Source organism: Planococcus glaciei (genome assembly GCF_900099655.1).
Taxonomy (GTDB): Bacteria; Bacillota; Bacilli; order Bacillales_A; family Planococcaceae; genus Planococcus; species Planococcus glaciei.
Genome location: NZ_FNDC01000017.1, coordinates 1 through 26,036, shown reverse-complemented (window position 1 = coordinate 26,036; position 26,036 = coordinate 1). Strand labels below are relative to the sequence as shown.

Here is a 26,036-nt window from a genome sequence, read left to right as displayed (position 1 = left end):
ACGCCGCTTCGCCGGATCGTCTTATGCCTTTCGAAGCTGAACGGCTCTTTCCGCTTTTCTTGTTTTAAAACTCCGCTAGTTCCCGCATTGCTTTTTCTACTTTATCCGGGTTGATCATGAAGTATTTCTCCATCGTCGGAGCATAAGCCATTGCCGGAACGTCCGGTCCTGCCAAACGGCGGATCGGGGCATCCAAGTCGAACAGGCAGTTTTCAGCGATGATTGCTGCCACTTCACCGATGATGCTTCCTTCTTTGTTGTCTTCTGTCACCAAAAGAACTTTGCCGGTTTTCTTGGCAGCTTCGATAATCGCTTCTTTATCCAATGGATAAATTGTACGAAGATCCAAAACGTGCGCTGAAATGCCGTCTTCAGCAAGGCGTTCTGCCGCTTGAAGCGCGAAATGCACAGCCAGTCCGTACGTGATGACCGTGATGTCGTCGCCTTCGCGTTTGACGTCCGCTTTGCCGATTTCGATGGTGTAATCTTCTTCCGGCACTTCGCCTTTAATCAGGCGGTAAGCGCGTTTGTGTTCAAAAAACATGACCGGATCTTCGTCGCGGATAGCCGCTTTTAACAGCCCTTTTGCGTCATAAGGTGTGGATGGAATGACGATTTTAAGCCCCGGCTGGTTGGCGAATACCGCTTCCACTGATTGGGAATGGTATAACGCACCGTGGACGCCGCCGCCGAATGGTGCACGGAAAACGATCGGGCAAGACCAGTCGTTGTTTGAACGGTAACGGATGCGTGAAGCTTCCGAAATGATCTGGTTGACTGCCGGCATGATAAAGTCCGCAAACTGGAACTCTGCAATTGGACGCAAACCGTACATGGCTGCCCCGATGCCGACGCCTGCAATTGCAGATTCCGCAAGCGGCGTATCCACTACGCGGTCTTCTCCGAATTGGTCGTATAACCCTTGTGTTGCTTTAAATACGCCGCCTTTTTTACCCACGTCTTCTCCAAGAACAAAAACGTTTTCGTCACGTTCCATTTCTTCTTTCATGGCAAGCGTGATGGCGTCAATATAGTTCATAACTGCCATTATTCGTTTCCTCCTTCAGCGTAGACGTATTTTAAGGCATGTTCCGGTTCAGCGTACGCAGCGTTTTCCGCATAGTCGGTCGCTTCATTGACAATTGCCATGATGCGGTCGTTGATTTCTTTTTCAAGCTGATCGTCCATGATGTTGTGTTCTTTCAAGTATGCGCCGAAAGTCAAGATCGGGTCTTTTTCTTTTTGCGCTGCCAATTCATCAGCCGAACGGTACTGGCGGTGGTCATCGTCCGATGAGTGGGCGGTCATCCGTTCGGAAACCGTCTCAATCAGGCTTGGCCCTTCGCCGCGGCGTGCGCGGTCAGCTGCTTCTTTTACGTGTTTATAAACTTCGATTGGATCATTCCCATCAATCGTCACACCCGGCATACCGTATCCGATAGCCCGGTCCGAAACGTTTTTGCTCGCCACTTGGCGGTCAAATGGAACGGAAATTGCGTATTTGTTGTTTTCAACCATTGTGATGACAGGCAATTTATGTACGCCTGCAAAGTTCAAGCCTTCATGGAAATCGCCTTGGTTGGATGAACCTTCACCCAATGTGTTGAACGTAATGAAATCCTGCTTCTTCATTTTTCCTGCAAGGGCCACACCGACTGCGTGAGGCAGCTGGGTCGTGACCGGTGAAGAACCCGTCAAAATGCGGTTTTTCTTCTGGCCGAAATGCCCTGGCATCTGGCGGCCGCCGGAGTTTGGATCTTCCGCTTTGGCAAAAGCCGACAGCATCAGATCTTTTGGCGTCATGCCGAAATGAAGGACTACGCCAAGATCGCGGTAATAAGGAGCGACATAATCTTTCGTGTTGTCCAGTGCATAAGCAGCTCCCACTTGTGCTGCTTCCTGCCCTTGGCAAGAAATGACAAACGGGATTTTTCCTGCGCGGTTGAGGAGCCACATGCGCTCATCGACGCGGCGCGCCGTCAGCATCGTCTCGTAAATTTTCAGCAAATCTTCGCTGGTCAAGCCAACTTCTTCGTGTTTTGCAACCATTGAAATTCCTCCTTTAACTATGAATCGCTTTGCCGTCTACTGCCAGCGCCGCTTCGCCCATCACTTCGGAAAGCGTCGGGTGCGGATGGATCGTATCGGCGATTTCCCAAGGCGTCGCATCCAGAACCATGGCAAGGCCCGCTTCTGAAATCATATCCGTCACATGCGGCCCTATCATATGGACCCCAAGAATATCGTTTGTTTCTTTGTCTGCGATGATTTTGACAAAACCGTCAGACTCTCCGTACACAAGCGCTTTGCCGATCGCTTTGAATGAGAATTTGCCTACTTTGACATCAAAGCCTTTATCTTTTGCCTGCTGCTCTGTAATGCCGACGCTTGAGGCTTCCGGATTTGAATAGATGCAGCGCGAAACCAAATCGTAATTGATGGCATGCGGTTTATTGCCTTTAATGTGTTCGACTGCCGTAATCCCTTCATGCGAAGCAACGTGCGCCAATTGCAGTCCGCCGATGACATCGCCGATGGCATAAATATGGGATTCTTTCGTCTGGAATGTATCTTTTACTTGAATAAACCCTTTTTCGACGATAATGTCGGTGTTCTCTAAGCCGATGTTTTCAACATTCGCCTGGCGTCCGACCGATACCAGCATTTTTTCGGCACTGAAAGTTTCGGTGCCGGCTTTCAACTCAGCTTGAATGGTTACGCCATTGTCGCCGGTTTGGAGAGTGTCCGCCAAAACTTTGGCGCTCGTCGCAAATTTGATGCCTTTTTTCGTCAATAATTTCTGCATTTCTTTGGAAATGTCTTTGTCTTCTGTTGGAATGATGCGGTCTGCGTATTCGATGACCGTTACATCAACGCCAAAATCATTGAGCATGGAAGCCCATTCGATGCCAATGACGCCGCCGCCGACAATCAAGATCGACTTCGGAAGTTCTTCCATTTGAAGCGCCTCGTCAGAACTCATGACAAATTTGCCATCAATCGTCAAGCCAGGCAATGTGCGAGGGCGTGAGCCGGTCGCAATGATAACGTTATGCGGAATCAGCATTTCGTTTTCTTCGCCGTTGGCCATCTCTACGGAAACCGTACCGGCATTCGGCGAAAAGATGGAAGGCCCCAAAATGCGGCCGATTCCTTCGTAAACATCGATTTTTCCTTTTTTCATCAAGCCTTGGACGCCTGCGTGCAATTGGTCCACAATTCCTTGCTTCCGCTGTTGCACACGAGAGAAATCGAGTGAAACTTCTCCGGTGTTTACACCGAAATCCGCCGCATGGTTTTTCGTTGTCGAATAGACTTCTGCACTGCGCAGCAACGCTTTGCTTGGAATGCATCCTTTATGGAGGCATGTGCCGCCAAGTTTGCCTTTTTCGACGATTGCCGTTTTTAAGCCGAGCTGGGCAGAACGGATTGCTGCTACATAACCGCCGGTTCCGCCGCCAAGGATGACTACATCATAATTTTGTGCCATTTAAAGACAACCTCCTTTTAATCATTTTCTTGCTGTATATGTTTTTGCTTTTTCTTCTTTATTTAAGACCCGAACGGCTCCTTCTACCAAAGCCTGAAGCTCGTTTTCGCCTGGCATGACCAGGACATCCGCAATCCAATTGATGCGTTCGGAAATCGAGGCAGTAAACTCTTTGCCGTAAGCCAAACGCCCCGTCAAGATAATAGCGTCTACCTTGCCGCCTAAAACGGTACTGGCCGATCCGATTTCCCGCGCTACTTGGTACGCCATCGCTTCATAGATGCTTTGGGCTATTGCATCGCCTTTTTGAACGCGCTTTTCCACTTTCACTGTGTCGGTGGTGCCGAGGTAACCGGCAAGGCCGCCTTGGCGGATGAGCATTTTCATGATTTCCTGCCGGCTGTACTTGCCAGAATAGCAGAGCTCCACCAAATCGCCTGCCGGGACTGTGCCGGCACGTTCGGGGCTGAATGGGCCGTCTCCATGAAGTCCATTGTTCACTTCTACGACACGCCCGTTCAGGTGCACGCCGACCGTGATGCCGCCGCCCATGTGGGCTACAATCAGCCGCACGTCTTCGTACGCTTGCCCTTTTTCTTTGGCATACCGCCGGGCTACCGCTTTATGGTTCAGCGCATGGAAAATTGATTTCCGTTCAATCAGCGGCAGACCCGATATCCGGGCGATCGGGTCAAGCTCATCAACTACCACAGGATCTACAATGAACGAAGGGATGTTCAATCCTTCCGCAATTTCGTAGGCGATGATGCCGCCAAGATTGGAGGCGTGCTGGCCCAGTATCCCTTTTCGCAAATCCTTAAGCATGGTTTTGTTGACTTTGTACGTTCCGCCTTCGATGGGATGCAGCAATCCGCCTCTCCCGCACACGGCAGAAAGTTTGGAGACGTTCATCCCTTCTTCATCCAGTGTTTCCAGGATGGTTTGGGTCCGAAAACGGTATTGATCAGGGATTGTCGGAAATTCTGCTAAAGACTCAGCCGAATGGTGAATCGTCCGTTCCATGATCAGGATTTCGTTGTCAAAAACGCCGATCTTAGTCGATGTGGAACCCGGGTTAATGACCAAAATACGATGCAGCTGTTCTTGCACAGCGAACCCTCCGTTCTTTTTCCATTTTCAGCGGAAAAAGCCAGTTTCCCGGCTCTTTCTGCTTTTCTTTATGTAGAGCTGGAAGGCCTCGTTTTGAGGCGCTTCCGCTTTTCTTGTCTAGCTGCAGCGCCTAGCTCTTCGGGTCATAAGCCAGCCCAACTGTGTGGCAAAAAGCGCCACTTCGCTGGTCTGTCTTATGCCTTTCAGAGCTGACCAGGCGCTTCCGCTTTTCTAGACTATCTTCTGCTGATGATGTTGTGTTCGTTGCGCAGGAATGAGCTTCTTGATTTGGCTACGCGTTCGATGCGTTCTTCAGCCAAACGGTCTGCTGCTTTGTAGCTTGGGATTCCGTCGCGTTTAGAGATTTCAAAGATTTTTGAAATGCTGTCGTAGATTGTGCCGACGCGTTTCAGCGCACGTTCTTCGTTGTATCCGTATAATTCGTCAGCAACGTTGATTACGCCGCCTGAGTTGATAACGAAGTCAGGTGTGTAGACGATGCCGCGTGCTTCCAATTCGTCGCCGTGGCGTTCTTCTTTCAACTGGTTGTTGGCAGAACCGGCCACCAATTTCACTTTTAGTTGAGGAATCGTTTCGTCGTTGATGATGGCGCCCATTGCACATGGTGCAAAAATATCAGCTTCTTGTGAGTAGATATCATTTGGCGCTACGGCTACAGCACCGAAATCATTTACTGCACGCTGAACAGCTTCTTCGTTAATGTCTGATACGATTAATTTTGCGCCTTCTTCGTGAAGGTGTTTGCAAAGTGTGTAAGCTACGTTCCCGACGCCTTGAACCGTTACTGTTTTGCCTTCAAGCGAATCGTCGCCGAATGCTTCCAAAGCTCCAGCTTTCATTCCTTTGTAGACGCCGTAAGCTGTTACCGGAGATGGATTTCCTGAAGAGCCGAATGCCGGCGAAACGCCTGTGACAAAATCAGTTTCTTCACGGATCAAGTCCATGTCAGCAACTGTTGTGCCTACGTCTTCAGCAGTGATGTAACGGCCGTTCAAGCCTTGGACAAAGCGGCCGAAAGCGCGGAACATCTCTTCGTTTTTGTCTTTCAACGGATCTCCGATGATTACGGTTTTGCCGCCGCCAAGGTTTAAACCGGCTGCTGCATTTTTGTAAGTCATGCCGCGCCCTAAACGGATCGCATCTTCAATCGCTTCTTCTTCTGTTGCATAGTTCCACATGCGCGTGCCGCCTAGTGCCGGCCCAAGAGTTGTATCGTGGATGCAGATAATTGCTTTAAGTCCTGAAGTTTTGTCTTGGCAGAAAACCAATTGCTCATAATCGTGTTGTTCCATTTTGTCAAAAATAGCCATTGTTAGTTCCTCCTAGTATGTTCGTTAAATGTTGGACGAGCGAAGTGCCAGTGCCAGCGAATACAGTTTGCTTTCAGCACTGTCGGCGCGTGAAGTTAAGACGATCGGCGCTTTGGCCCCCGCAATCAGCCCGCCGACTTTCGCTTTTGAAAAATACACCAATGATTTGTATAGGATGTTGCCGGACTCGATATTCGGGACAAGCAGGATATCTGCATTTCCGGCTGTGTCGCCGGAAATCCCTTTATGTTTTGCCGCATTGATCGAAATGGCATTGTCGAGGGCGAGCGGCCCGTCGACAATGCAATCGGTAATTTGGCCACGCCTGTTCATTGCGGCCAGTGCCGCTGCATCAAGTGTAGCGGGCATTGCCGGATTGATGACTTCTATCGCAGCAAGCGGCGCTACAATCGGCTTGGTGACGCCGACGGATTGTGCAACCTGAACGGCATTTTGTATGATTTGAGCTTTTCGTTGCAGATCCGGATTGATATTCATTCCGGCATCGGTGAGGAACAGTAAGCGGTCAAACCCGGGAATTTCAAAAGCAGCCACATGGGACAGGATGTTTCCTGTCCTCAAGCCGAAATCCCGATTTAACACGGCCTTCATCAGGATGGCGGTTGGGATCTGGCCTTTCATCAGCACGTTTGAATCGTTTATGTACACCGATTTAACCGCTTGTTCAGCTGCCTGGTCAGCCCCTGCAGCATGATGGACTTTAATTTTCGGATGATCAATCAGATGAGGAAAGTCGGCATGGATCATTTTCTTCAATTTGGCTTCGTCGTCATACAGCCGGAAATTCGCAAATTTACGTTCCACTGCCACACTGACGGCTTTGAGCACTTCATAGTCTGCAGCTGCTGCGACTGCCACGGTATGTTCTGCTTCTGCAGAAATTTCATCCATTAATTGAGTTAATGTAACCACTTTCAACACCTCATTCCTTTTTAATTAAAACAGAAAAAAGCATGGAATATAAGAGTTGTAAGCGCTTTATTGCCATTATTAACTAAAAAACCTTGCAAATTCTTGCAAAACCCTGCAAGAATTTGCAAAGACCTTAGGAAAGTCCGTATTTTTCTAATTTGTAATAGAGGGTCCGCAAGGAAATTTCGAGTTGCTTGGCGGTTTTGGATTTGTTGCCTTTAAACTGCTTTAAGGCATGTTGAAGAATGCCTCTCTCAATCGTGTCCAGCTGCTCCTGCAGCGGCACCGATGACTCGAAGGTCACTTCGTGCTTCGCTTCCGGGGCCTTGATCATGTTTAAGGGAATATGCTCTTCAGTCAAGACCTTGTCGTTCATCTGCATGAAAATCATTGCCCGGCTCAAGACGTTTTCGAGTTCCCTCACATTGCCTGGCCAATCATAGAGGCGCAGCAATTGCAGCGCTTTGTCCGTGACCGTCTCCACGTTGCGGCCATACTCCTGATTCAACTTGAGCAAAAGCCGGTCCGCGATTCTCGGAATGTCCTGCTTCCGTTTCCGCAGCGGCGGAATCAAAATCGGCATGCGGTTTAGCCGGTAATACAAATCTTCGCGGAAAGTGCCTTCCAGCAAAGCTTTTTCCATATTGGCATTGGTGGAAGCAATAACCCGGACATTTACCGGAATCGGCGTCGTGCTGCCGATGCGGAGCGTTTCGTGTTCCTGCAGTACACGCAGCAACTTGCTTTGGATCGCCGGCGACAATTCCCCGATTTCATCTAGGAAAATACTGCCGTTATTGGCTTCTTCGAACAAGCCTCTTTTTTCGCCGCTTTTGATGCCGGGCAGCGCGCCTTCTTCATAGCCGAACAATTCGCTGTCCAATAATTCCTCTGTCAATGCGGCACAATTCACCCGGACGAATTTATTGTATTTCCGCTCGCTCGCACTGTGGATGGCATGGGCGAACAATTCTTTGCCCGTCCCGGATTCGCCGCGCAATAACACCGTTACAAGCGTCTGCGCAGCCAGTTTGGCCTGCTGGAGGCTCAATTGCATTTCCGGGCTCAATCCGATGATGTCGTCGAACGTATACTTCGATTCGAGCGTCCGGATAATGCTTCGTGCCCGGTCCAATTCTTTCATCAGCGAGCGGATTTCGGTTGTATCGTGGATGACCCCGACACTGCCTTTCAGTTTGTCATCTACAATAATCGGGGCGACATTGACGATCACTTCGCGGTTTGCCGGGCCGACCTTTAAATTGACGCCCCGGTAAGGCTTTCGCGTCTGGAGCGCTTTTAAGTGCATGCTTTCTCCTTCGGATATATCCGCAGACGCCGGCTGGCCGATGACTTCTTCCATTTGAAGGCCGGTGATGCGGGTATAGGCCGGATTCACCAGCAAGCCGTTGCCGTTTTCATCGACGACCGATATGGCATCATCGCTCGATTGGATGATGGCTTGCAGCATCGTCTGGACTTCTTTCAAATCCGTAATCTGTTCTGCCAGCGACACCACTTCTGAAATATCTTTAAAGACAGCAAACGCACCAATCGTTTCCCCGTGTTCATCGACCATCGGAAAACGGGAGGAAACAATTTTAGCGCCGTTTGGCAAAACCAGCTCCCGGTTCAATTCCGTACGGCCGCTTTCATAGGTGTGCGGCAGTTCGCTGGCCGTGATGAATTCATGGATCGGCCGCCCGATGGCAAGCTCCGCTTTGACTTCGAGCATGCGGGAAGCGCTTTTGTTCAAGAAATTGATATGGCCGTTCCGGTCAATGCCGACCATGCCTTCTTCAATCGAGTTGAAGATGATGTTTTGCTTATGGCTTTCCTCGCTCAATAGCGAAATAAAATGTTCTTTCTCGGTAATCAAGCGCACCAATACATTGGCAATCCCACCCGGAATAATAACGGTGGACTTTGGAAAATGAAGCGGCAATTCCTGCTGCACTTCATCGCTCCCTGTTACATTGACCACCATATGCACATCGTCTTTATAAAAATCCCGGTAATCGGTTGAAACGGGAATGCCCCATTGTTTGGCTTTTTGCACGGCCGGCGCCGCCAGATTGATGTCTGCTATGCCGCACACCCGCATATAGTCTGATTCCAAAAGCATCTGCAGAATGGCTGATCCCCCAGCGCCTCCACCTATAATCAATACGTTTTGCAATGGTCTTCATACCTTTCCGATTTTTCTGTGCAAATCTTTGCAGTATCTGTCTTTAGCGTACCTGAGGATGTGTTTCTTGACAACTAAAACGGAATTAGAAACAATAGAAGAGAAGGAGTGGAAACATGGGACGTTTAATCGCATTTATCATTTTGCTGATTCCTGGTATTATGGCTGCATACGGCATAAAACTGATGCGCGATACCTTATTTAATAAACTATTGGAACCTTACCCTGCCTTGTGGATGCAATTTACATTAGGAACAATTTTCGTGGTGCTCGGCATCGGATTTTTCGCAGGTTTCCTGTTGAACCGGGACCGCAAAAAAGGGACCGTCGCCAAGAGATTCCAGAAGTAACAGCTGTTATTGGAATATCGCCAGATACCGCCTGAAATCCAACACAATAAACGATCACAAAAAAATTGCGTCTACCTGTCATAGGTAAGACGCAATTTTTTTGTGATCCGTTCCGGATGATCCGTAATGATCCCTTTCAGCTCCGGGGCGATTCTTTTCATCGCAGCTTCGGAGCCGATGAGGCCGTAAACCCGGATGGTTTTTTTCATTTCATGGAGGGCTTCCAGAAAAGACAACGAGTACAGTTTTCTGTGGAGGTGGATGCTGTCTACCCAATCCATACGCCGAAGGGTTTCCAAAGGCACGCTCTTCTTCAAGATCAACGCCATTTCTTTTGTCGGCATTAACTGCTTCATTTCCTTCAGGAGCTGCGGGCTAAACGAAGAGATATGGAAATCGTCAAGCCCATCGAGCATCGCTGCCAATATTTTCGGCCCGTTCGGATGGGCGGCAAATGAATTTTTCATTTCCACATTCAACGGAATGTTCTTTTCCTTTGCCCATTGGAACACTTCATAAGCAAGCGGAATTTCCAGATCCGAAAAACGACGCTTCCATCGTTTGCCGATCTTTATTTCTTTTAAGCATTGATAATCAATTTCTTCGATTTTGCGTTTTTCGCCGGCAAGCCGCTTTAAATTGTCATCGTGGAACACGACCACTACGCCGTCTTTGGTAATCTGCACGTCCAGTTCAATGCCAACTTCAAGCTCGCAAGCTTTCTGAAACGCATCCCACGTATTTTCCAGCGCATGTTTGGAAGCTCCGCGATGGGCATACACGTTTACTTCGGACAACTCGATCATCTACTTTCTGTTAGTTAGGTTTAATGCCAAATAATTGAACTTCCCGTTGATGCTAAAAAGAAAATAGGCCAGGTTCAATCGCCCCGGCCTACCTCTCAATTTGTCAGTCAAAAGCGACGTTGTGTTCAACCTCATCCTGATTGGTCCACGTCACCACAGTGCCAGGAGCAACGATCAATTCCGATTCGCTAAAAGCAAGGTCCGCCATTTCCACAGCCGCTTCGCCGCTCATGGATGCCCCTTCTTCCACAATCACGGTCATTTTCATGGTCGGATGCGGATCACAGTGAAGCGGAAATTTCCCCGCTTCGTTAAAAACAAAACTTGTGGTTTCCCCTTGTGCAATCAGCGGGGAAGCCGTGCCGCTTGCTGCTTCAGGCGCATCGGCAGAGTCCACCGAAGAAGATTCGGGTTCATCCTCTTTGGCAGCGTCATCTGCATTATGATCGCCTTTGTCCATTTCATGGTCCGCTACATCGGTTTCCTCTTCTGCCGGCTGCGCATCTTCCTGGCCACAAGCCCCCAACACCAAAACACCCCCGACAATAAGCGCACTCCATCTTCTGTTCATGCAAATCCTTCCCTTCTTGTTTTTCTTATAACGTCCAAAGAAACAACCGGGCAATTTACATCAAGAGAATGATTGCATGCAACTTCTGCAGAGGGTCTTCCTAGCTAAATGCTTGAATAGCCAGTTGCATTGCAAGGATTCTTTACCCTTAATTATAAGGTAGAATCCATCCGGATGCTATCGGCAACCATTGCAATGAACTGGGAATTGGTCGGTTTTGATTCCAAATGTTCTTCGCTGTATCCGAACAGCTTGGAGATGTGCTGCGTTTCTTTTCGGCTCCACACCACTTCGATGGCATGGCGAATGGAACGTTCCACGCGCTGGGGCGTCGAGTCGAAATGTTTCGCGATTCCCGGATAAAGCTCTTTTGTGACCCGATTTAAAATATCCGGATTTTCCAGCACCAATGAAACCGCTTCTTTTAAGAAAAGATAGCCATTGATGTGGGGAGGAACTCCGATTTCTTTAATTATATGGGTGATGGCTTCATCCTTCGCAGCTGCTTCATTTTTGGGGTTGTCCACATTTTCGCGCTTATGCATAATGTGGCTGATTTGAACGGCCAGCCGTTCTGTCTCAAACGGTTTCATGATAAAGTACGACGCACCGTATTCAGCCGCCTGGCTCATGATGGATTCCTGGCCAAATGCAGACAGCATGATGACATCAATGTCCCGCAACCCGCCGTCTTCTTTGATGGCATCCAACACGGCAATGCCGTCCAAATAAGGCATGATGATATCAAGCACCAACACATCCACTTCGTGCTGTTTCAGCATCTCTATGCAAGTTTTTCCGTTATACGCGACAGCGACAACTTCCATATTCGATTGGCTGCTTAAATAATCACTCATCAGCTTCACCAATTCGCGATTATCGTCTGCGATTGCAATTTTGATCTTGTCCATCAACTTTCTCCCCCTGATGACTGCTTCTTGCAAATTACCTCATCGTCAGTTTTCTGTCGCGCGCCAACGTCAACAATTCTTCGGCATGTTGCAATGTCAATTCCGTAATTTCTGCGCCGGACAGCATGCGGCTCATTTCTTCCGTGCGTTCCTGGCCATCCAATTCGTGGACGGCAGTGACCGTGCGCTGTTTTTCCACTTTCTTTTCGATGAACAAATGCTGGTCCGCCATCGCTGCTACTTGCGGCAGATGCGAAATGCACAGCACTTGCGAATGGACGGAAATTGCAGCGATTTTCTCGGCAATGGCCTGTGCCACCCGGCCGCTGACTCCCGTATCCACTTCATCGAAAATGATCGACGTAATGCCCTGGTGTTTCGAAAAGATCGTTTTTAATGCGAGCATCATCCTCGACAATTCTCCGCCGGAAGCCACTTTGGTCAATGGCTTTAACGGCTCTCCCAGGTTGGTTGAAATATAAAAAGCGATTACATCGCGGCCATTGCGGTCAAAGCGGCCACTCGGCAGCGAACTGAAATTCACTTCAAACGACGCTTTGCCCATATGCAAGGCCTGCAGTTGTTCCATAATGGCATTGCCCAGCTGTTTGGACGCTTTTTTTCTAAGGATCGTCAATTCTTCCGCTTCAACCCGCAGATCTTCCGTAAGTTCTTTCAGCTTCTCCTGGTCCAGCTGCAACCGCTGGTCCCGGTTGATGAGGCGGTCGAGTTCATCCACCTGCGTTTCATAGTACAAGAGCATATCCTCTACAGAAGCCCCGTATTTCCGTTTCAACGATTGAAGCAGCGTCAGGCGCTGTTCAATTTCATTGAGGCGTTCCGGATCAAACTCCATGTCGTCAATTACACGTTTGATTTCAGTGGAGACATCCTGAAGCTGATAAAAAGCACTTGATAAGGTTTCCGACTGGCTGCTGAAGGCTTCGTCGACCGAAGCGGCGTGTTCGAGTTCGGACATGGCGGAACCGACCCAATCCAGGCCTTTGGATTCGCCTTGGATCGCTTCGTGGGCAGCAGATACCGATTCGTAGATTTTGTTGAAATTCTGAAGTCTTTTGCGTTCCTGCTGCAGCTCTTCCTCTTCACCTGCAACCAATTCAGCGGCTTCGATTTCGCGCAGCTGAAACGTCAGCAAATCGATTTTTTGTGCAATCTGCTGTTCGTTTTCATTGTACGAGGCAAATTCCCGCTTCAGCTTCAAGTATTTGTCGTACGTATTCAAATAGCTTTCTTTCGCTTTGGCAATCGACTTGCCGGCAAACTGGTCCAGCAAATAGACATGCTGTTTCTCGTCCATCAATTCCTGCGTTTCATGCTGGCCGTGTATATCGATCAACGCCGCACCCACTTCGCGGAGAATCGAAATGGTCACCAGTTTCCCGTTGATGCGGCACACATTTTTTCCTTTATCGTTGAGCTCGCGGCGCAGCAAAATATCGCCGTCGCTCGAGTTTATTCCAAATTCATCCAGTTTACGGAACACAGGATGTTTTTCATCGTCCAGAGAAAAAAGACCTTCAATTTCTGCTTTTTTAGCGCCGTGCCGTATAAACTCTTGGCTCCCGCGCCCCCCTGCCAATAAATGCACCGCATCAATGATGATGGATTTGCCGGCGCCGGTTTCCCCGGTCAACACGGTCAATCCATCCGTAAAGCTGACGGTCAGTGCATCGATAATGGCGAAATTGCGTATATCCAGTTCCCGCAGCATACCCATCCACCTCTTTTTATAGCATTTCGATCAAGCGTTGCTTCAGCACTTCCCGTTGTTCGGTGTCGCGGCATATAATCAGGCACGTATCGTCTCCGCAGATCGTCCCAAGGATTTCTTCCCAGTCCAAATGGTCGATCAGCGAGCCGATGGCATGTGCATTGCCCGGCAATGTTTTCATGATCAAAAAGTGGCTCGCTCCGTCAATGCTGACGAAGGCATCCGTCAAAGCACGGTGCAGTTTCTGCATCGGGTTAAAACGCTGGTCTGCAGGCAAACTGTATTTATAGCGCCCATCCTGCAGCGGCACTTTCACCAGATGCAATTCTTTTATATCACGCGAGACCGTTGCTTGCGTTACTTCATACCCAGCGGACTTCAATAAATCCACGAGTTCGTCCTGCGTTTCAATTTCACGATTGGAAATCAAATCGCGAATTTTTATATGGCGTTGGCCTTTGTTCACTTTATTGTCCTCCCAGAATGAATAATTATTCTATATGTCTAATATCGTACCTTTAATCCTTCTGAAAAACAAGCAAGGAACTGAATGGGCATGGGAAAACCCAAACGGCAAAGCGGCCTTCCCCGGCAGCCTCTTTTTAGGGCCAGCAAGCCAAAAAGAAAACACATCCCGCTGGAATGTGTTTAAAGTTTTTCATGTGCCATTTTTACGGTTTCTGCCACTTGCCCTTCCGAAAGAGGCGCAATCTCCTGGCCTTCAGCGGCGGACTGCAGATGGAACAGAAATTCGATATTGCCTTCTCCGCCGGTAATCGGCGAAAAAGACATGTTTTTCAAATGGAAGCCTGCATCAATGGCGAAGCCCGCCACTTTTGCCAGCACTTCTTTATGGATTTTCGGATCGCGGACGATGCCTTTTTTGCCGACAGATTCACGCCCTGCTTCAAATTGGGGTTTTACCAAGGCAATAACATCGCCGCCCGGCACCAAAATGGTCTTGAGGACCGGCAGAATGATGCGCAGCGAAATGAAACTGACGTCAATCGTTGCAAATTCCGGCAGCCCTTCAGCAAAATCTTCCGGTTTGGAATGCCGGAAGTTGGTGCGTTCCATAACGGTAACGCGTTCATCCTGCCGAATTTTCCAAGCCAATTGATTGTAGCCGACATCCAGCGCGTAGCAATGCTTCGCGCCGTTTTGCAGTGCACAGTCCGTAAATCCGCCGGTGGAAGAACCGATGTCGAGCATCAGCTTGCCTTCGACCGACAAGTCGAACTCTGCTAATGCCTTCTCCAGTTTCAAGCCTCCGCGGCTGACGTATTTCAAGTCGTTGCCTTTCATCTGAAGCGGTGTATCTTCGGCGATTTTTTCACCGGGCCGATCCATCCGCACTTCATTGGAATAGATAATGCCTGCCATGATTGCCCGTTTTGCTTTTTCGCGTGTTTCGCAAATTCCGCGCTCCACCAGCAGCACATCTACCCGTTCTTTTTTCGGTTTGTTCATAGCGCCGTCGTTTCCGCCTTTGTTTCCGGCTTCACACGCTTTTTCACCATACGCACTACTTCATCGCTGTTCAAATGGATTTCATCCATCAGTTCAGCCACATCGCCGTGTTCGATAAACTGATCCGGAATGCCCAAGCGGTCAATAACCGCTCCTCGGTATTGGTTTTCTTCAGCAAATTCCAATACCGCACTGCCGAATCCGCCTTGCAGCACAGCTTCTTCGATTGTCACAATCGGGACATTGCGTTCAAAAATCTGGTGAAGCATGCTGATGTCCATCGGCTTGATAAAGCGGGCATTAACCACTTCAGCCTGTATGCCTTCTTCGCGCAATTGCTCAGCCGCATGAAGCGCCATTGGAATGGTGGTTCCGAAAGTTAAAATGACCGCATCCGTTCCTTTTTCCAGCACTTCCCATGAACCGATCGGCAAAGCTTTCAGTTCTGCATCCATCGGAACGCCTAGGCCGTTTCCACGTGGATAGCGCAGTGCAATCGGACCGCCGTTGTAGTCAATTGCCGTTTTCACCATGTGCTGGCCTTCGTTTTCATCTTTTGGCATCATAATGACCATGTTTGGCAAGTTGCGCAAAAACGCTACGTCAAAGACGCCTTGATGCGTTTCGCCGTCTGCTCCAACAAGCCCTGCCCGGTCAATGCCGATAAAAACATTCAAGTTCTGGCGGCAAATGTCGTGGACTACCTGATCATAAGCGCGCTGCAGGAACGTCGAGTAAATCGCCAAAAACGGTTTCATGTCCTGGGTGGCAAGTCCTGCTGCCATTGTCGCAGCATGCTGTTCTGCAATGCCGACATCATAAAAACGGTCAGGGAATTCAGAGGCGAAGCCGACTAGTTTAGAGCCGACCGGCATTGCAGGCGTAATCGCCACAATGCGTTCATCTGTCCGTGCCAGTTTTCGGACCGTTTCCGCCACAAGTCCACTCCATGAAGGGGCAGTTGATGAAGATTTCACCAAATCGCCGGTCTCCATTTTGTATGGGCCAGTTCCGTGCCAAGTGCCGACTGTATCCGTTTCTGCAGGCAAAAAGCCTTTCCCTTTTTTCGTGATGACGTGAAGCAGGACCGGGCCGCCGGTTTTCTTGGCGTACCGCAGGTTTTCTTCCAATTCTTCCAAATCGTGTCCATCAATCGGGCCAAGGTAGGTAAAGCCAAGCTCTTCAAAAAACATGCCGGACACGACAAGGTATTTCAAGCTGTCTTTCAGACGTTCTGCCGTAGAGGCCAGTTTTCCGCCGACTGCTGGAATTTTCTTTACCAAATATTCCAAATCGTCTTTGACTTTATTGTATTTGCCTGCTGTGCGCATTCTGCCGAGCATGCTGTGCATCGCCCCGACGTTTGGCGCGATGGACATTTCGTTGTCATTCAAGATGACAATCATATCGGTTTTTTCATGGCCAATATGGTTAAGGGCTTCAAATGCCATGCCGCCTGTAAGCGCTCCGTCTCCGATGATCGGAATCACGTGGTTTTTCGCTTTTTTGATGTCGCGCGCCGCTGCCATTCCCATTGCTGCTGACAAAGAAGTCGAACTATGGCCGGTTTCCCAGACATCGTGGTCGCTTTCGTTGCGTTTCGGGAAGCCGCACAAGCCTTTAAATTGGCGAAGCGTATCAAACTGGCTCGCTCTGCCCGTCAAAATTTTATGCACATAAGACTGATGCCCTACGTCCCAGATAAACTTGTCGTCGGGGCTGTTGAATACTTTGTGCAGCGCAATTGTCAGTTCCACAACTCCCAGGTTCGGCCCAATGTGGCCGCCTGTCCGGGATAGGTTTTCTATTAAAAATCGCCGTATATCTTCACTTAAACGAACGAGCTGTTTATTGTCCAGCTCTTTTAAGAAAGATGGACTAGTAATCGTATGCAGATCCATTCCATCACACACCTTTTTAAATTTTTTCCATTAAATAGCCTGTTTCCATTATATCAATCTCAGCCCAATGTACAAATTCGGGGGCCGAAATTCAGTTTTTTCTTTTCACGATTAACGCAGTCAGTTCTTCCAAAAGCCCTTTTCCCCCGCCCAGCGCCTGAATGGCCTGCAATGCTTCGGCAGCATGATAATCCAGTTTTTCTTTTGCTTTTGGCAAAGTCAAGAGGCTCGGATACGTGCTTTTCTCGCTCGATTCGTCTTTTCCGGCAGTTTTGCCCAATTCCTGGGACGTGCCTGTGACGTCCAAAATATCGTCCTGGATCTGGAATGCGAGGCCCAAATGTTCACCGAACCGGCTGAGTGCCAGCATTTCTTCCGGAGTGGCTTTTCCAAGAATGGCTCCTGCGAGGATGCTGTAAGTCAGCAATGCCCCGGTTTTTAAGCGGTGCACTTGTTCAAGTTCCGCGAGCGTCAATTTCTTTTCTTCGCCTTCGATGTCGAGCACTTGCCCGCCGACCATTCCTTCAGCACCCGCAGAAACGCTCATCAAATCAATGAGGCGAACTTTGTCGTCGCTTGAGACATGCTGCAGCCTTGCCACTACGCCAAAGCTGTAAGTGATCAAAGCATCGCCCGCCAGAATGGCCACGGCTTCGCCGAACACTTTATGGTTGGTCGGCATGCCGCGCCGCAAATCGTCATTGTCCATGCTTGGCAGATCGTCGTGGATCAGCGAATACGTATGGATCATCTCGATCGCCGCAGCCACTTTCAATGCTTCCGGATGTTCGCCGCCCAGTTCATGGAGGACAGCCAACAGCAGAATAGGCCGGATTCTTTTTCCGCCCGCCTGCAAGGAGTAGTGCATGGACTCTTTTAAGGAAGCCGGAATGGACAATGCGTCAATCAATTCCGCCAGTTCTTTTTGGATCAGCGGCTCATAATGAGCCTGGAATTGGGTTAAGTTCATTTCGCATTACCTTCCGTTTCTATGTCCACTGACACTTCTTTGCCGTCTTTCATCATGGTCACGAGCTGTTTTTCCGCATTTTGCAGCTTGTCGTGGCAGACTTTCGAAAGTTCCATTCCTTTTTGGTATAAAGTCAGCGCTTCTTCGAGCGGCACATCGCCTTGCTCCAATTGACGCACGATTTCTTCCAGTTGTTCCATCGCCTGGTTAAACATGATTTCTTTTTCAGCCATCTTTATTGTCTCCTTTGCTTGTTAAAATGCGTCCTGTCACAGTCGCTGCCAAATTTCCGTCTTTCATTGAAATGGTCAGACTTTCGCCTTCTTCAACCTGGGTGACACTTTTGACGACTTGGCCGCCTTTGTATGAAATCGAATAGCCGCGGTCCATAATTTTCAACGGACTTAAGGCATCAAGTGTCCGCATAGCTGAAGACAGCTGCTGGGTGCGGTTTCGCAAAGATTGGCCGATCAGGCTGTCCAGCCTTCTTTGCAGATGGTCCAGTTCGCCTGCGGATTGCTTGATCAAATTTTCCGGGCTTCTGCCTGCCAATTGCCTATCCAAATAGGCATGCTGCTCTCTTGAGCGCCTGTAAGTTTGGACAACTTCACGCTGCAGGGAGTCTGTAGCCCGTTCAACCCGCTCGATGAACGGCCGGTACAAACGGTCTGGATAAGCAAACGGCATCGACGAAGTCAGCCGGTTCAGCGCCGTTTTTTCTTTTGTAATGGTATTGGAAGCCATCCGGTACATGCCGGTGCGGTAGCTCAATAGCCGTTCGAGCAATTCGGCTTTGCTCGGCACCGCCAGTTCAGCCGCCGCTGTCGGGGTCGCCGCCCGAAGGTCCGCGACGAAATCGGCAATCGTGGTATCGGTTTCATGGCCAACTGCGGAAATGATTGGAATGCGCGACTGGAAAATCGCACGCGCTACGGCTTCATCGTTAAATGCCCACAAGTCTTCAATCGAACCGCCGCCCCGCCCGACAATCATAACGTCGTAATCCGATTTATTGGCTGCCTGGATCGATTGGACAATCGACTGGATGGCCTGCGCTCCTTGCACCAAAGTCGGGTAAATCACAATTTTCGCCAGCGGATACCGGCGGTTAAGCGTAATGCAAATATCGCGCACCGCTGCCCCGGTAGGCGCTGTGACAACAGCAATTTTTTCCGGGAAACGCGGGAAAGGCTTTTTATGTACAGCATTAAACAGTCCTTCTTTCGCCAGCTTTTCTTTCAGCTGTTCAAAAGCCAGATAGTAATCCCCGATGCCGTCTGCCTGCATCGTTTGGGCATACAGTTGGTATTGGCCGGAAGCTTCGTAGACGGTGACATCGCCGCGGATCAGCACGGTCATTCCACTTTCCGGTTTGAACTTCACCGTCCGGGCATTGGCTGCAAACATGACAGCCGGCAGCCGGGACGAATTGTCTTTCAATGTAAAATAAATATGCCCGCTCGTATGGATTTTTACGTTTGATAATTCCCCTTTGACGTAAACGTCACGCAAATGGGGATCGGCATCAAATTTCTTTTTTATGTATTTGGTTAACGCCTTGACGGATAAATACGGGTCGCTCGACAAAATTTCAACCCCAATCTTAGAAATTAAAAAGCTGTCTTTCTTTCGAAAAACAGCTTCTTTTTTATTCATTTTACATCGTTTCGGCGCTTTTGTCTTTCTGAAGCCCATTTTCAGCGGATTGGACCGTGTTTTCCATCAGCATCGCAATGGTCATCGGGCCAACGCCGCCTGGAACCGGCGTAAGGAATGAAGCCGTCTGGGACACATCCGCAAAATCGACGTCGCCGCACAACTTGCCGTTTTCGTCCCGGTTCATGCCCACATCAATCACGACTGCACCTGGCTTGATAAAGCTTTGGTCAATCAATTTGGCACGGCCGATTGCAGAGACCAGAATATCCGCCTGTCTTGTAAAAGAAGCCAAATCAGTGGTTTTCGAATGGCAGTACGTAACTGTCGCATCTTTCTGCAGCATCAATTGCCCGACCGGTTTGCCGACGATATTGCTGCGGCCGATGACTACGGTATGTTTTCCGGCAGGGTTGATATCGTAATGCTCGAGCAGTTTCATGATGCCATGAGGCGTACAAGGCAAGAAAGCTTCTTTGCCGATCATCATATTGCCGACTGAAATCGGATGGAAGCCGTCTACGTCTTTTGCCGGATCGATGGCCAGAATCACTTTAAATTCATCAATTTGCGCAGGCAGCGGCAGCTGCACCAGGATTCCGTGGATCTTCGGATCGTTATTCAGTTCTTCAATGGTCGAAAGCAGTTCCGCTTCCGTCAAGGTATCCGGAAATTGATGCAAATCCGAACGCATGCCGAGGGCTTCACATGTTTTCTTCTTGTTTTTGACATATGTATGGGAAGCGGAGTCTTCGCCGACCAGCACTACTGCCAGACCGGGAATAACTCCTTGTTCTTTCAATCGTTCCACACGCGTTTTTACTTGCTCTTTGATTTTTTGGCTTACTGCTCTACCGTCTATTGTTGTCGCAGTCACTGTAGTTCCTCCAATTCAATTTGCTAGTTCGTCTGTGAATTTCGATAATACCCCGTTGACAAAGCGGCTTGATTTGTCATCTCCGAATGTTTTGCTGAGTTCGATCGCTTCGTTCATAATGACGCTTGCCGGTGCATCTTCCATATACGCCAATTCAAAAACAGCCATGCGCAGGATGGTCCGTTCCACTTTTGGCAGGCGTTCAAGTGTCCAGTGCTCGAGGTGGCCTTTCAGTTTTTCGTCGATTGCCTCAATATTGGTATGCGTCCCTTGAACAAGCAAATCATAAAAATTATCGCGTTCAAGCCCCATTACGTGCTCGGTTGCTTCTGCAATTGTCAATTCCGTTCCATCCACTTGAAATAAAGTCTGGAGCGCCTTTTCACGTGCTTCATGTCGTTTCATAATAATATCCGGTCTCCTTTTCACACTAATTATCCCCCATTATACAGGTAATGCACCCGAACTTCCATGTTTGAAATGTTTCGATAATTAAGGGCAGGCGCAATATTAGCATGATTTTTAATCGGCAATCCCCAAAACGGAATTTGCCAAAAAGAAAGCACTGTCCGCCAAGCCTGTAAACAGACTTGATGGACAGCGCGTGCTTTTTTCGTTTAGCCCAAACCGAGTAAAGCGCGCTTTACTCTTCGGTCTGCTGGGTTTCGAATTGGACACCGGTTATATGGACGTTGACTTCCTGCGTTTGAAGAGACGTCATATTTTCCAGGGTCTGCCTTACTTGTTCCTGCAGCTTCAAAGCGGTTTGCGGAATCGAAACGCCGTACTTCACGACACAATAGATGTCAATCATCAATCCTTCTTCTGTCAGATCGGTCTTGACGCCTTTGCCGTGAATTTTTTTGCCAAGGCGTTCGGCAACACCGGAAGCAAAGTTGCCTTGCATGCTGGCGACGCCTTCGATATCTGTCGCTGCTATGCTGGCGATGATTTCAAGCACTTCCGGCGCCACTTCGATATTTCCTAAATGCTGTTTGCCGCTTGCTTTCATTTGCAAATAAGGGGCTGTTTTTTCTGCCATGTTGAGTTCCTCCCTTAGGATCCTAGAACGTCGTACTTTTCAAGGAATTTCGTATTGAAGTCCCCTGACTTAAACACTTCATGATCCATCAGTTTTAAGTGGAACGGAATGGTTGTATGAACGCCTTCAACGACGAATTCATCGAGCGCGCGTTTCATTTTGGCAACCGCTTCTTCACGTGTATCTGCAAAAGTGATCAGCTTCGCTACCATTGAATCATAATATGGCGGAATGCTGTAGCCTGGGTACATCGCGGAGTCCACGCGTACACCAAGACCGCCTGGCGGCAAGTACATCGTTACTTTCCCTGCAGATGGCATAAAGTTTTTCGCCGGGTTTTCCGCATTGATGCGGCATTCAATCGACCAGCCTTTGAATGTGATGTCTTCCTGCTGGAACGCCAAAGTTTCGCCTGAAGCCACTTTCAACTGCTGCTGAATCAAATCGATTCCCGTAATCATTTCCGTTACCGGGTGTTCCACCTGGATGCGTGTGTTCATTTCCATGAAGTAGAATTTCTGGTTGACCGCGTCGAAAATGAATTCGACCGTTCCGGCGCCGCGGTAATCAACAGCCAAAGCCGCTTTTACAGCCGCTTCGCCCATTTCCGCACGGAGTTCCGGTGATAAGGCCGGAGACGGCGCTTCTTCTACCAGTTTTTGCATCCGGCGCTGAATCGAGCAATCACGCTCGCCTAAATGGACGGCATTGCCGTGCGAGTCAGCCAGCACCTGGATTTCGATATGGCGGAAATCTTCAATGAACTTTTCAATATAGACGCCGGGATTGCCGAAAGCAGCCGCAGCTTCTTTCTGTGTCATCCGAAGTCCTGTGATAAAGTCATCGCGGTCACGCGCTACGCGGATGCCTTTTCCTCCGCCGCCGGCTGTAGCTTTGATGATGACCGGGAAACCAATTTCTTCAGCAATTTCAAGGCCTTCTTTCTCACTGCCGACGATGCCGGTAGAGCCGGGCACAACCGGTACGCCTGCAAGGCGCATCGTTTCCCGTGCCACGTCTTTTGTTCCCATTTTGGAAATGGCAGCAGAAGTTGGCCCGATAAACATGATGTCGCATTCTTCACAAAGCTCTGCAAAGCTGGCGTTTTCAGCCAAAAAACCATAGCCCGGATGAATGCCGTCACAGTTCGTCAATTTCGCTACGGAAATAATGTTAGAGAAATTCAAATAGCTGTCTTTCGATAGTTTGGGTCCGATGCAATATGCTTCATCCGCCAATTCTACGTGAAGCGCTTCTTTGTCCGCTTCAGAGTATACCGCTACCGTTTCAATATCCATTTCCTTACAGGCACGGATAATCCGAACAGCGATTTCACCGCGGTTTGCAATTAACACTTTTTTCATAGCTTTCTCCTCCTCAGTTAGCTTTTACGAGGAAGAGAGGCTGACCGTATTCAACTAGCTGGCCATCTTTTACAAGAATTTCAGCAATTTCCCCATCCACTTCCGCTTCGATTTCGTTGAACAACTTCATCGCTTCTACGATGCAGACCACTTGGTCAGCCGAAACTTTCGATCCTGGCTGAACATATGCCGCCTCTTCCGGTGAGGGTGACTGATAAAATGTGCCGACCATCGGCGATAAGATCTTATGTAGATTTTCATCTTGCACTGCTGGAATTTCAGGAGTCTCCTCTGAAATCAGTTCTTCCGGTTTTGCAGCTGGAGCTGGTGTTGAAGCTGGTGCTGGCGTTGCTGGCGCTGCTGCAGGTGCCGATTGGGCTGGTGCTGCCGGCGCTTGTGGTGCTGCATTGGTTTCGCCGCTGTTCTTCTTCAGCTTCACTTTTGTACCTTCGGATTCGTAAGTGAACTCATCAATTGATGAATTATCCACCAGTTTAATAATTTCTCTGATTTCTTGGATTTTCAATTTGTTCTACTCCCCTTTATGTATGGTTTATGCAACTATTTAATTTTAGACTTTTTTCTGAAAAAATGAAATAGCCATTTGGCAATTGGAAAAGTGGCCTCTTTTGAAGAGGCCACTTTTTTAACCAACTTCAGTGCACGAACTTACTGCGCGCGTGATACGTAAGAAGAATCTGTTGTGTTGATGATCAGCTTGTCGCCAACATTGATGAAGAAAGGAACTTGTACAATAAGGCCAGTCGACAGAGTAGCTGGTTTTGAGCCGCCGCTTGCCGTATCGCCCTTGATGCCTGGGTCCGTTTCTGCAACTTCCAGCACAACTGAATTCGGAAGTTCTACGCCGAGTACTTCACCTTGGAATTGAATGACTTGGACTTCCATGTTTTCCTGAAGGAATTTCAATTCATACTCAATGCTTTTCTCAGGCAATTCGATCTGGTCGTATGTTTCGGTATCCATGAACGCATGAGTATCCCCATTTGCGTATAAATATTGCATTTTGCGGTTATCAATTTGGGCTTTCGCCACTTTTTCACCGGCACGGAATGTTTTTTCGTTGACGTTCCCTGAACGCAAATTGCGCAATTTCGTGCGGACAAAAGCTGCGCCTTTTCCTGGCTTCACGTGCTGGAATTCCATTACGCGCCAGATGTCGCCATCCACTTCAATTGTTACACCTGTTTTAAAATCGTTTACTGAAATCATGTAAGTTCCTCCGTTTGTTATAAAATGCGTAGCTCTTTCGTGGAGTGAGTTAATCGTTCATTTCCTGACTCAGTTATCAGTATATCATCTTCAATGCGAACTCCGCCAATTCCCGGAAGATATATTCCCGGCTCCACTGTCACAGCCATCCCCGGTTCAAGAACTGTCTGCGATTTAAATGATAACCCAGGTGCTTCATGCACTTCAAGTCCGATGCCGTGCCCCGTTGAATGGCCGAATGCTTCTCCGTAGCCTTTAGACTTGATGTAGTCGCGCGCAATGGCATCTGCTTCGATGCCCGTCATGCCCGGACCGATTTTTTCGACACCCAAAACTTGCGCATCCAGGACCACTTGATAAATTTCCTTCAATTTGTCGGAAGGTTCTCCAACCGCCACGGTACGCGTAATGTCCGAAATGTAGCCGTTGTACAGAGCCCCGTAGTCCAGCGTAATAAAATCGCCGCTTTCAATCCTTTTTTCCGTGGCTACGCCGTGCGGCAAAGCCGACCGGAGTCCGGAAGCAACAATCGTATCGAATGAAGAAGAGGTGGCGCCTTGTTTTCTCATGAAAAATTCAAGTTCGTTCGAAATTTCCAGTTCGGTCTGGCCGACTTTGATAAATTTGCAGATATGTTCAAACGCGTCATCTGCAATTTTCGCTGCCGCCTTCAAGATGCTGACTTCTTCGGGAGTTTTGATCATCCGGATTTTCTCAATCAAGCCGCTGACCGGTTGTAATTCCGCTTCGATTTTGGCCTCATAATCCAAAAAGGCTGCATAGGTCACGTAATCTTTTTCAAAAGCCAGGGATTTCACGGCAAGGTTTTTCACCAGTTCTGCTGCTTCTTCCAATAAATTCGTTTTGGCCTGCACGACGTCGAATTCTTTGACTTGTTCTCCAGCTTGTTCCGTGTAGCGGAAATCGGTGATGAAATACGCTTTATGTGGCGTGACAAGAGCGAGTCCAGCCGTACCGGTAAATTCAGTTATGTAACGAAGATTGTACTGGCTTGTAATCAACAAAGCCTCGATTTGCTGCTGTTCCATTTCCTTGCGCAATTTTTGTAATTTCAATGGAGTCATCCTCTCGCTTGTTTTAATAGCAGTGCGTGCAACGCCAGCTTGTAAACGTCCTGGCCGAAGCCGGTAATCTGCCCGGCCGCCACTGGAGCGATATACGAATGCTGGCGGAATTCTTCGCGTTTGTAGACATTTGAGATATGTACTTCAACCACGGGAATATGAACGGCGGCAATGGCATCGCGTATCGCGACGCTGGTATGGGTGTAGGCGCCGGCATTCAAAACAATTCCTTCCGTGCCGTCGTCAGCTGCCAAGTGGATCCAGTCGATCAGTTCACCTTCATGGTTCGACTGCATACACATCAGGTTGATGCCGTTTTCCTCCGCGAATTCCATCAAGTCTGCTTCGAGCTCATCGAGCGTAAAGGTGCCGTATGCTTCTTTCTCGCGTTTCCCGAGGCGATTCAAGTTCGGCCCATTCAAACACAAAACTTTCATTTCCCCACTCCTTCCCTTTGAAGTCTTCATTATTTTACCATACCGCTTAAATTAAGAGAGCAAATATTTCATTAATGGCTGTTGGCGTTCGTTGTTTCGCTTTTTTGTTTTTTTAAAATTACCTTATGTAGCTTTGTACATTTATTAAGGGAATAGCCTTTTTCATAATAAATTTTGAGTCGAACCTGTTGCCGGATGCTGAAATCGAACAAATATAGCACCTTTCAGTTTTTCCCAATCGAGTAGGAGGGAGTGATTAACTCCCGACCTCTCACACCACCGTACGTACCGTTCGGTATACGGCGGTTCAATTAAGATGGATGACGCAAAGTTTCATAACGTGCGACCAGACTTTTGAGTCCTTGGGAACTCCAGTAGGAGTTTCCGAGGGCTCTGTGCAATACGGGACTTTTTGAAATTCGCCAGTAGCTCTTTCGCGAGTTGCCCCATTCATAAGCCTTCCCTTTCGGGATACTCAACCCGATGAGTTTTCTCACTTTCGTACTCGGCTTCTTCCAATCTTTCCATATGCACATGCGGAGCCTTCTTCGAATCCACGATTCGAGGTCTTTGAATACGCTC

27 protein-coding genes are annotated in these 26,036 nt (G+C 48.7%); 1 reads left to right on the top strand and 26 read right to left on the bottom strand.

Annotated features, from left to right (window positions below; all coding sequences use genetic code 11):
• Window positions 1-64: 64 nt before the first annotated feature.
• From BLQ32_RS17105 to BLQ32_RS17075, 7 genes are all read right to left on the bottom strand, one after another.
• Window positions 65-1,048 (bottom strand): alpha-ketoacid dehydrogenase subunit beta, encoded by a 984-nt coding sequence (locus BLQ32_RS17105; protein WP_036809219.1) that lies wholly within the window; start codon window positions 1,046-1,048, stop codon window positions 65-67.
• Entirely contained in the window at window positions 1,048-2,049 is a 1,002-nt protein-coding gene (locus tag BLQ32_RS17100) for a thiamine pyrophosphate-dependent dehydrogenase E1 component subunit alpha (protein WP_036809221.1), read from the bottom strand. Before BLQ32_RS17100 ends, BLQ32_RS17105 begins: the two co-directional genes overlap by 1 nt.
• A 13-nt stretch (window positions 2,050-2,062) precedes the next feature.
• Window positions 2,063-3,490, bottom strand: a complete 1,428-nt coding sequence (lpdA, locus tag BLQ32_RS17095; RefSeq protein ID WP_074511401.1) for a dihydrolipoyl dehydrogenase — start codon at window positions 3,488-3,490, stop codon at window positions 2,063-2,065.
• 21 nt (window positions 3,491-3,511) lie between these two features.
• A complete protein-coding gene (gene buk, locus BLQ32_RS17090) occupies window positions 3,512-4,600 on the bottom strand; it encodes a butyrate kinase (protein WP_074511399.1) in 1,089 nt (362 codons plus the stop codon).
• A 236-nt stretch (window positions 4,601-4,836) separates the two neighbouring features.
• Complete coding sequence (locus BLQ32_RS17085; RefSeq protein ID WP_036809228.1) at window positions 4,837-5,931, bottom strand: Leu/Phe/Val dehydrogenase; 1,095 nt, start codon at window positions 5,929-5,931, stop codon at window positions 4,837-4,839.
• Between the two features lie 24 nt (window positions 5,932-5,955).
• A complete protein-coding gene (yqiS, locus tag BLQ32_RS17080) occupies window positions 5,956-6,864 on the bottom strand; it encodes a phosphate butyryltransferase (RefSeq protein ID WP_074511462.1) in 909 nt (302 codons plus the stop codon).
• 133 nt (window positions 6,865-6,997) lie between these two features.
• The gene (locus BLQ32_RS17075; RefSeq protein ID WP_074511397.1) at window positions 6,998-9,043 is read right to left on the bottom strand and encodes a sigma-54 interaction domain-containing protein; all 2,046 of its coding nucleotides are present in this window, start codon (window positions 9,041-9,043) and stop codon (window positions 6,998-7,000) included.
• Window positions 9,044-9,168: 125 nt separating this feature from the next.
• Here BLQ32_RS17075 and BLQ32_RS17070 point away from each other — a divergent pair, with 125 nt between their 5' ends.
• The gene (locus tag BLQ32_RS17070) at window positions 9,169-9,402 is read left to right on the top strand and encodes a DUF2627 domain-containing protein (RefSeq protein ID WP_036809233.1); all 234 of its coding nucleotides are present in this window, start codon (window positions 9,169-9,171) and stop codon (window positions 9,400-9,402) included.
• 71 nt (window positions 9,403-9,473) lie between these two features.
• On the opposite strand, the gene BLQ32_RS17065 is transcribed toward BLQ32_RS17070, so the two are convergent.
• The 19 genes from BLQ32_RS17065 to BLQ32_RS20065 all read right to left on the bottom strand — a co-directional run.
• Window positions 9,474-10,208 (bottom strand): glycerophosphodiester phosphodiesterase, encoded by a 735-nt coding sequence (locus BLQ32_RS17065; protein ID WP_244890384.1) that lies wholly within the window; start codon window positions 10,206-10,208, stop codon window positions 9,474-9,476.
• Window positions 10,209-10,311: 103 nt separating this feature from the next.
• Entirely contained in the window at window positions 10,312-10,779 is a 468-nt protein-coding gene (locus BLQ32_RS17060) for a plastocyanin/azurin family copper-binding protein (protein WP_074511395.1), read from the bottom strand.
• Window positions 10,780-10,931: 152 nt separating this feature from the next.
• Window positions 10,932-11,690 carry a sporulation transcription factor Spo0A gene (spo0A, locus tag BLQ32_RS17055; protein WP_036809236.1) on the bottom strand — a complete coding sequence of 253 codons (759 nt, stop codon included), beginning with the start codon at window positions 11,688-11,690 and terminating at the stop codon, window positions 10,932-10,934.
• Between the two features lie 34 nt (window positions 11,691-11,724).
• Window positions 11,725-13,422, bottom strand: a complete 1,698-nt coding sequence (gene recN, locus BLQ32_RS17050) for a DNA repair protein RecN (protein ID WP_036809240.1) — start codon at window positions 13,420-13,422, stop codon at window positions 11,725-11,727.
• A gap of 16 nt (window positions 13,423-13,438) precedes the next feature.
• Window positions 13,439-13,888 carry a transcriptional regulator AhrC/ArgR gene (ahrC, locus tag BLQ32_RS17045; protein WP_036809248.1) on the bottom strand — a complete coding sequence of 150 codons (450 nt, stop codon included), beginning with the start codon at window positions 13,886-13,888 and terminating at the stop codon, window positions 13,439-13,441.
• Between the two features lie 182 nt (window positions 13,889-14,070).
• Window positions 14,071-14,892, bottom strand: a complete 822-nt coding sequence (locus BLQ32_RS17040) for a TlyA family RNA methyltransferase (protein WP_074511393.1) — start codon at window positions 14,890-14,892, stop codon at window positions 14,071-14,073.
• Window positions 14,889-16,793: a 1-deoxy-D-xylulose-5-phosphate synthase gene (gene dxs / locus BLQ32_RS17035; protein WP_074511391.1), complete on the bottom strand. Its 1,905-nt coding sequence runs from the start codon at window positions 16,791-16,793 to the stop codon at window positions 14,889-14,891. Before dxs ends, BLQ32_RS17040 begins: the two co-directional genes overlap by 4 nt.
• 91 nt (window positions 16,794-16,884) lie before the next feature.
• Window positions 16,885-17,763 (bottom strand): polyprenyl synthetase family protein, encoded by an 879-nt coding sequence (locus tag BLQ32_RS17030; RefSeq protein WP_074511389.1) that lies wholly within the window; start codon window positions 17,761-17,763, stop codon window positions 16,885-16,887.
• The gene (gene xseB, locus BLQ32_RS17025) at window positions 17,760-17,996 is read right to left on the bottom strand and encodes an exodeoxyribonuclease VII small subunit (protein WP_036809260.1); all 237 of its coding nucleotides are present in this window, start codon (window positions 17,994-17,996) and stop codon (window positions 17,760-17,762) included. The genes BLQ32_RS17030 and xseB overlap by 4 nt, the downstream gene beginning before the upstream one ends.
• A complete protein-coding gene (gene xseA, locus BLQ32_RS17020; protein WP_074511459.1) occupies window positions 17,989-19,350 on the bottom strand; it encodes an exodeoxyribonuclease VII large subunit in 1,362 nt (453 codons plus the stop codon). The genes xseB and xseA overlap by 8 nt, the downstream gene beginning before the upstream one ends.
• A 70-nt stretch (window positions 19,351-19,420) precedes the next feature.
• Entirely contained in the window at window positions 19,421-20,296 is an 876-nt protein-coding gene (gene folD, locus BLQ32_RS17015) for a bifunctional methylenetetrahydrofolate dehydrogenase/methenyltetrahydrofolate cyclohydrolase FolD (RefSeq protein WP_074511387.1), read from the bottom strand.
• Between the two features lie 15 nt (window positions 20,297-20,311).
• Window positions 20,312-20,701 (bottom strand): transcription antitermination factor NusB, encoded by a 390-nt coding sequence (nusB, locus tag BLQ32_RS17010; protein WP_053166972.1) that lies wholly within the window; start codon window positions 20,699-20,701, stop codon window positions 20,312-20,314.
• A gap of 238 nt (window positions 20,702-20,939) precedes the next feature.
• Window positions 20,940-21,338 (bottom strand): Asp23/Gls24 family envelope stress response protein, encoded by a 399-nt coding sequence (locus BLQ32_RS17005; RefSeq protein WP_036809269.1) that lies wholly within the window; start codon window positions 21,336-21,338, stop codon window positions 20,940-20,942.
• Between the two features lie 14 nt (window positions 21,339-21,352).
• Entirely contained in the window at window positions 21,353-22,702 is a 1,350-nt protein-coding gene (gene accC, locus BLQ32_RS17000; protein WP_036809272.1) for an acetyl-CoA carboxylase biotin carboxylase subunit, read from the bottom strand.
• Between the two features lie 13 nt (window positions 22,703-22,715).
• Complete coding sequence (gene accB / locus BLQ32_RS16995; RefSeq protein ID WP_053166970.1) at window positions 22,716-23,228, bottom strand: acetyl-CoA carboxylase biotin carboxyl carrier protein; 513 nt, start codon at window positions 23,226-23,228, stop codon at window positions 22,716-22,718.
• Between the two features lie 143 nt (window positions 23,229-23,371).
• Window positions 23,372-23,932: an elongation factor P gene (efp, locus tag BLQ32_RS16990; protein ID WP_036809277.1), complete on the bottom strand. Its 561-nt coding sequence runs from the start codon at window positions 23,930-23,932 to the stop codon at window positions 23,372-23,374.
• Window positions 23,933-23,949: 17 nt separating this feature from the next.
• Window positions 23,950-25,017, bottom strand: a complete 1,068-nt coding sequence (locus tag BLQ32_RS16985) for a M24 family metallopeptidase (protein WP_280513369.1) — start codon at window positions 25,015-25,017, stop codon at window positions 23,950-23,952.
• A complete protein-coding gene (aroQ, locus tag BLQ32_RS16980; protein ID WP_053166968.1) occupies window positions 25,014-25,454 on the bottom strand; it encodes a type II 3-dehydroquinate dehydratase in 441 nt (146 codons plus the stop codon). Before aroQ ends, BLQ32_RS16985 begins: the two co-directional genes overlap by 4 nt.
• Window positions 25,455-25,765: 311 nt before the next feature.
• The coding region (locus tag BLQ32_RS20065; protein WP_280513356.1) for a group II intron maturase-specific domain-containing protein at window positions 25,766-26,036 on the bottom strand (271 nt) is incomplete at its 5' end.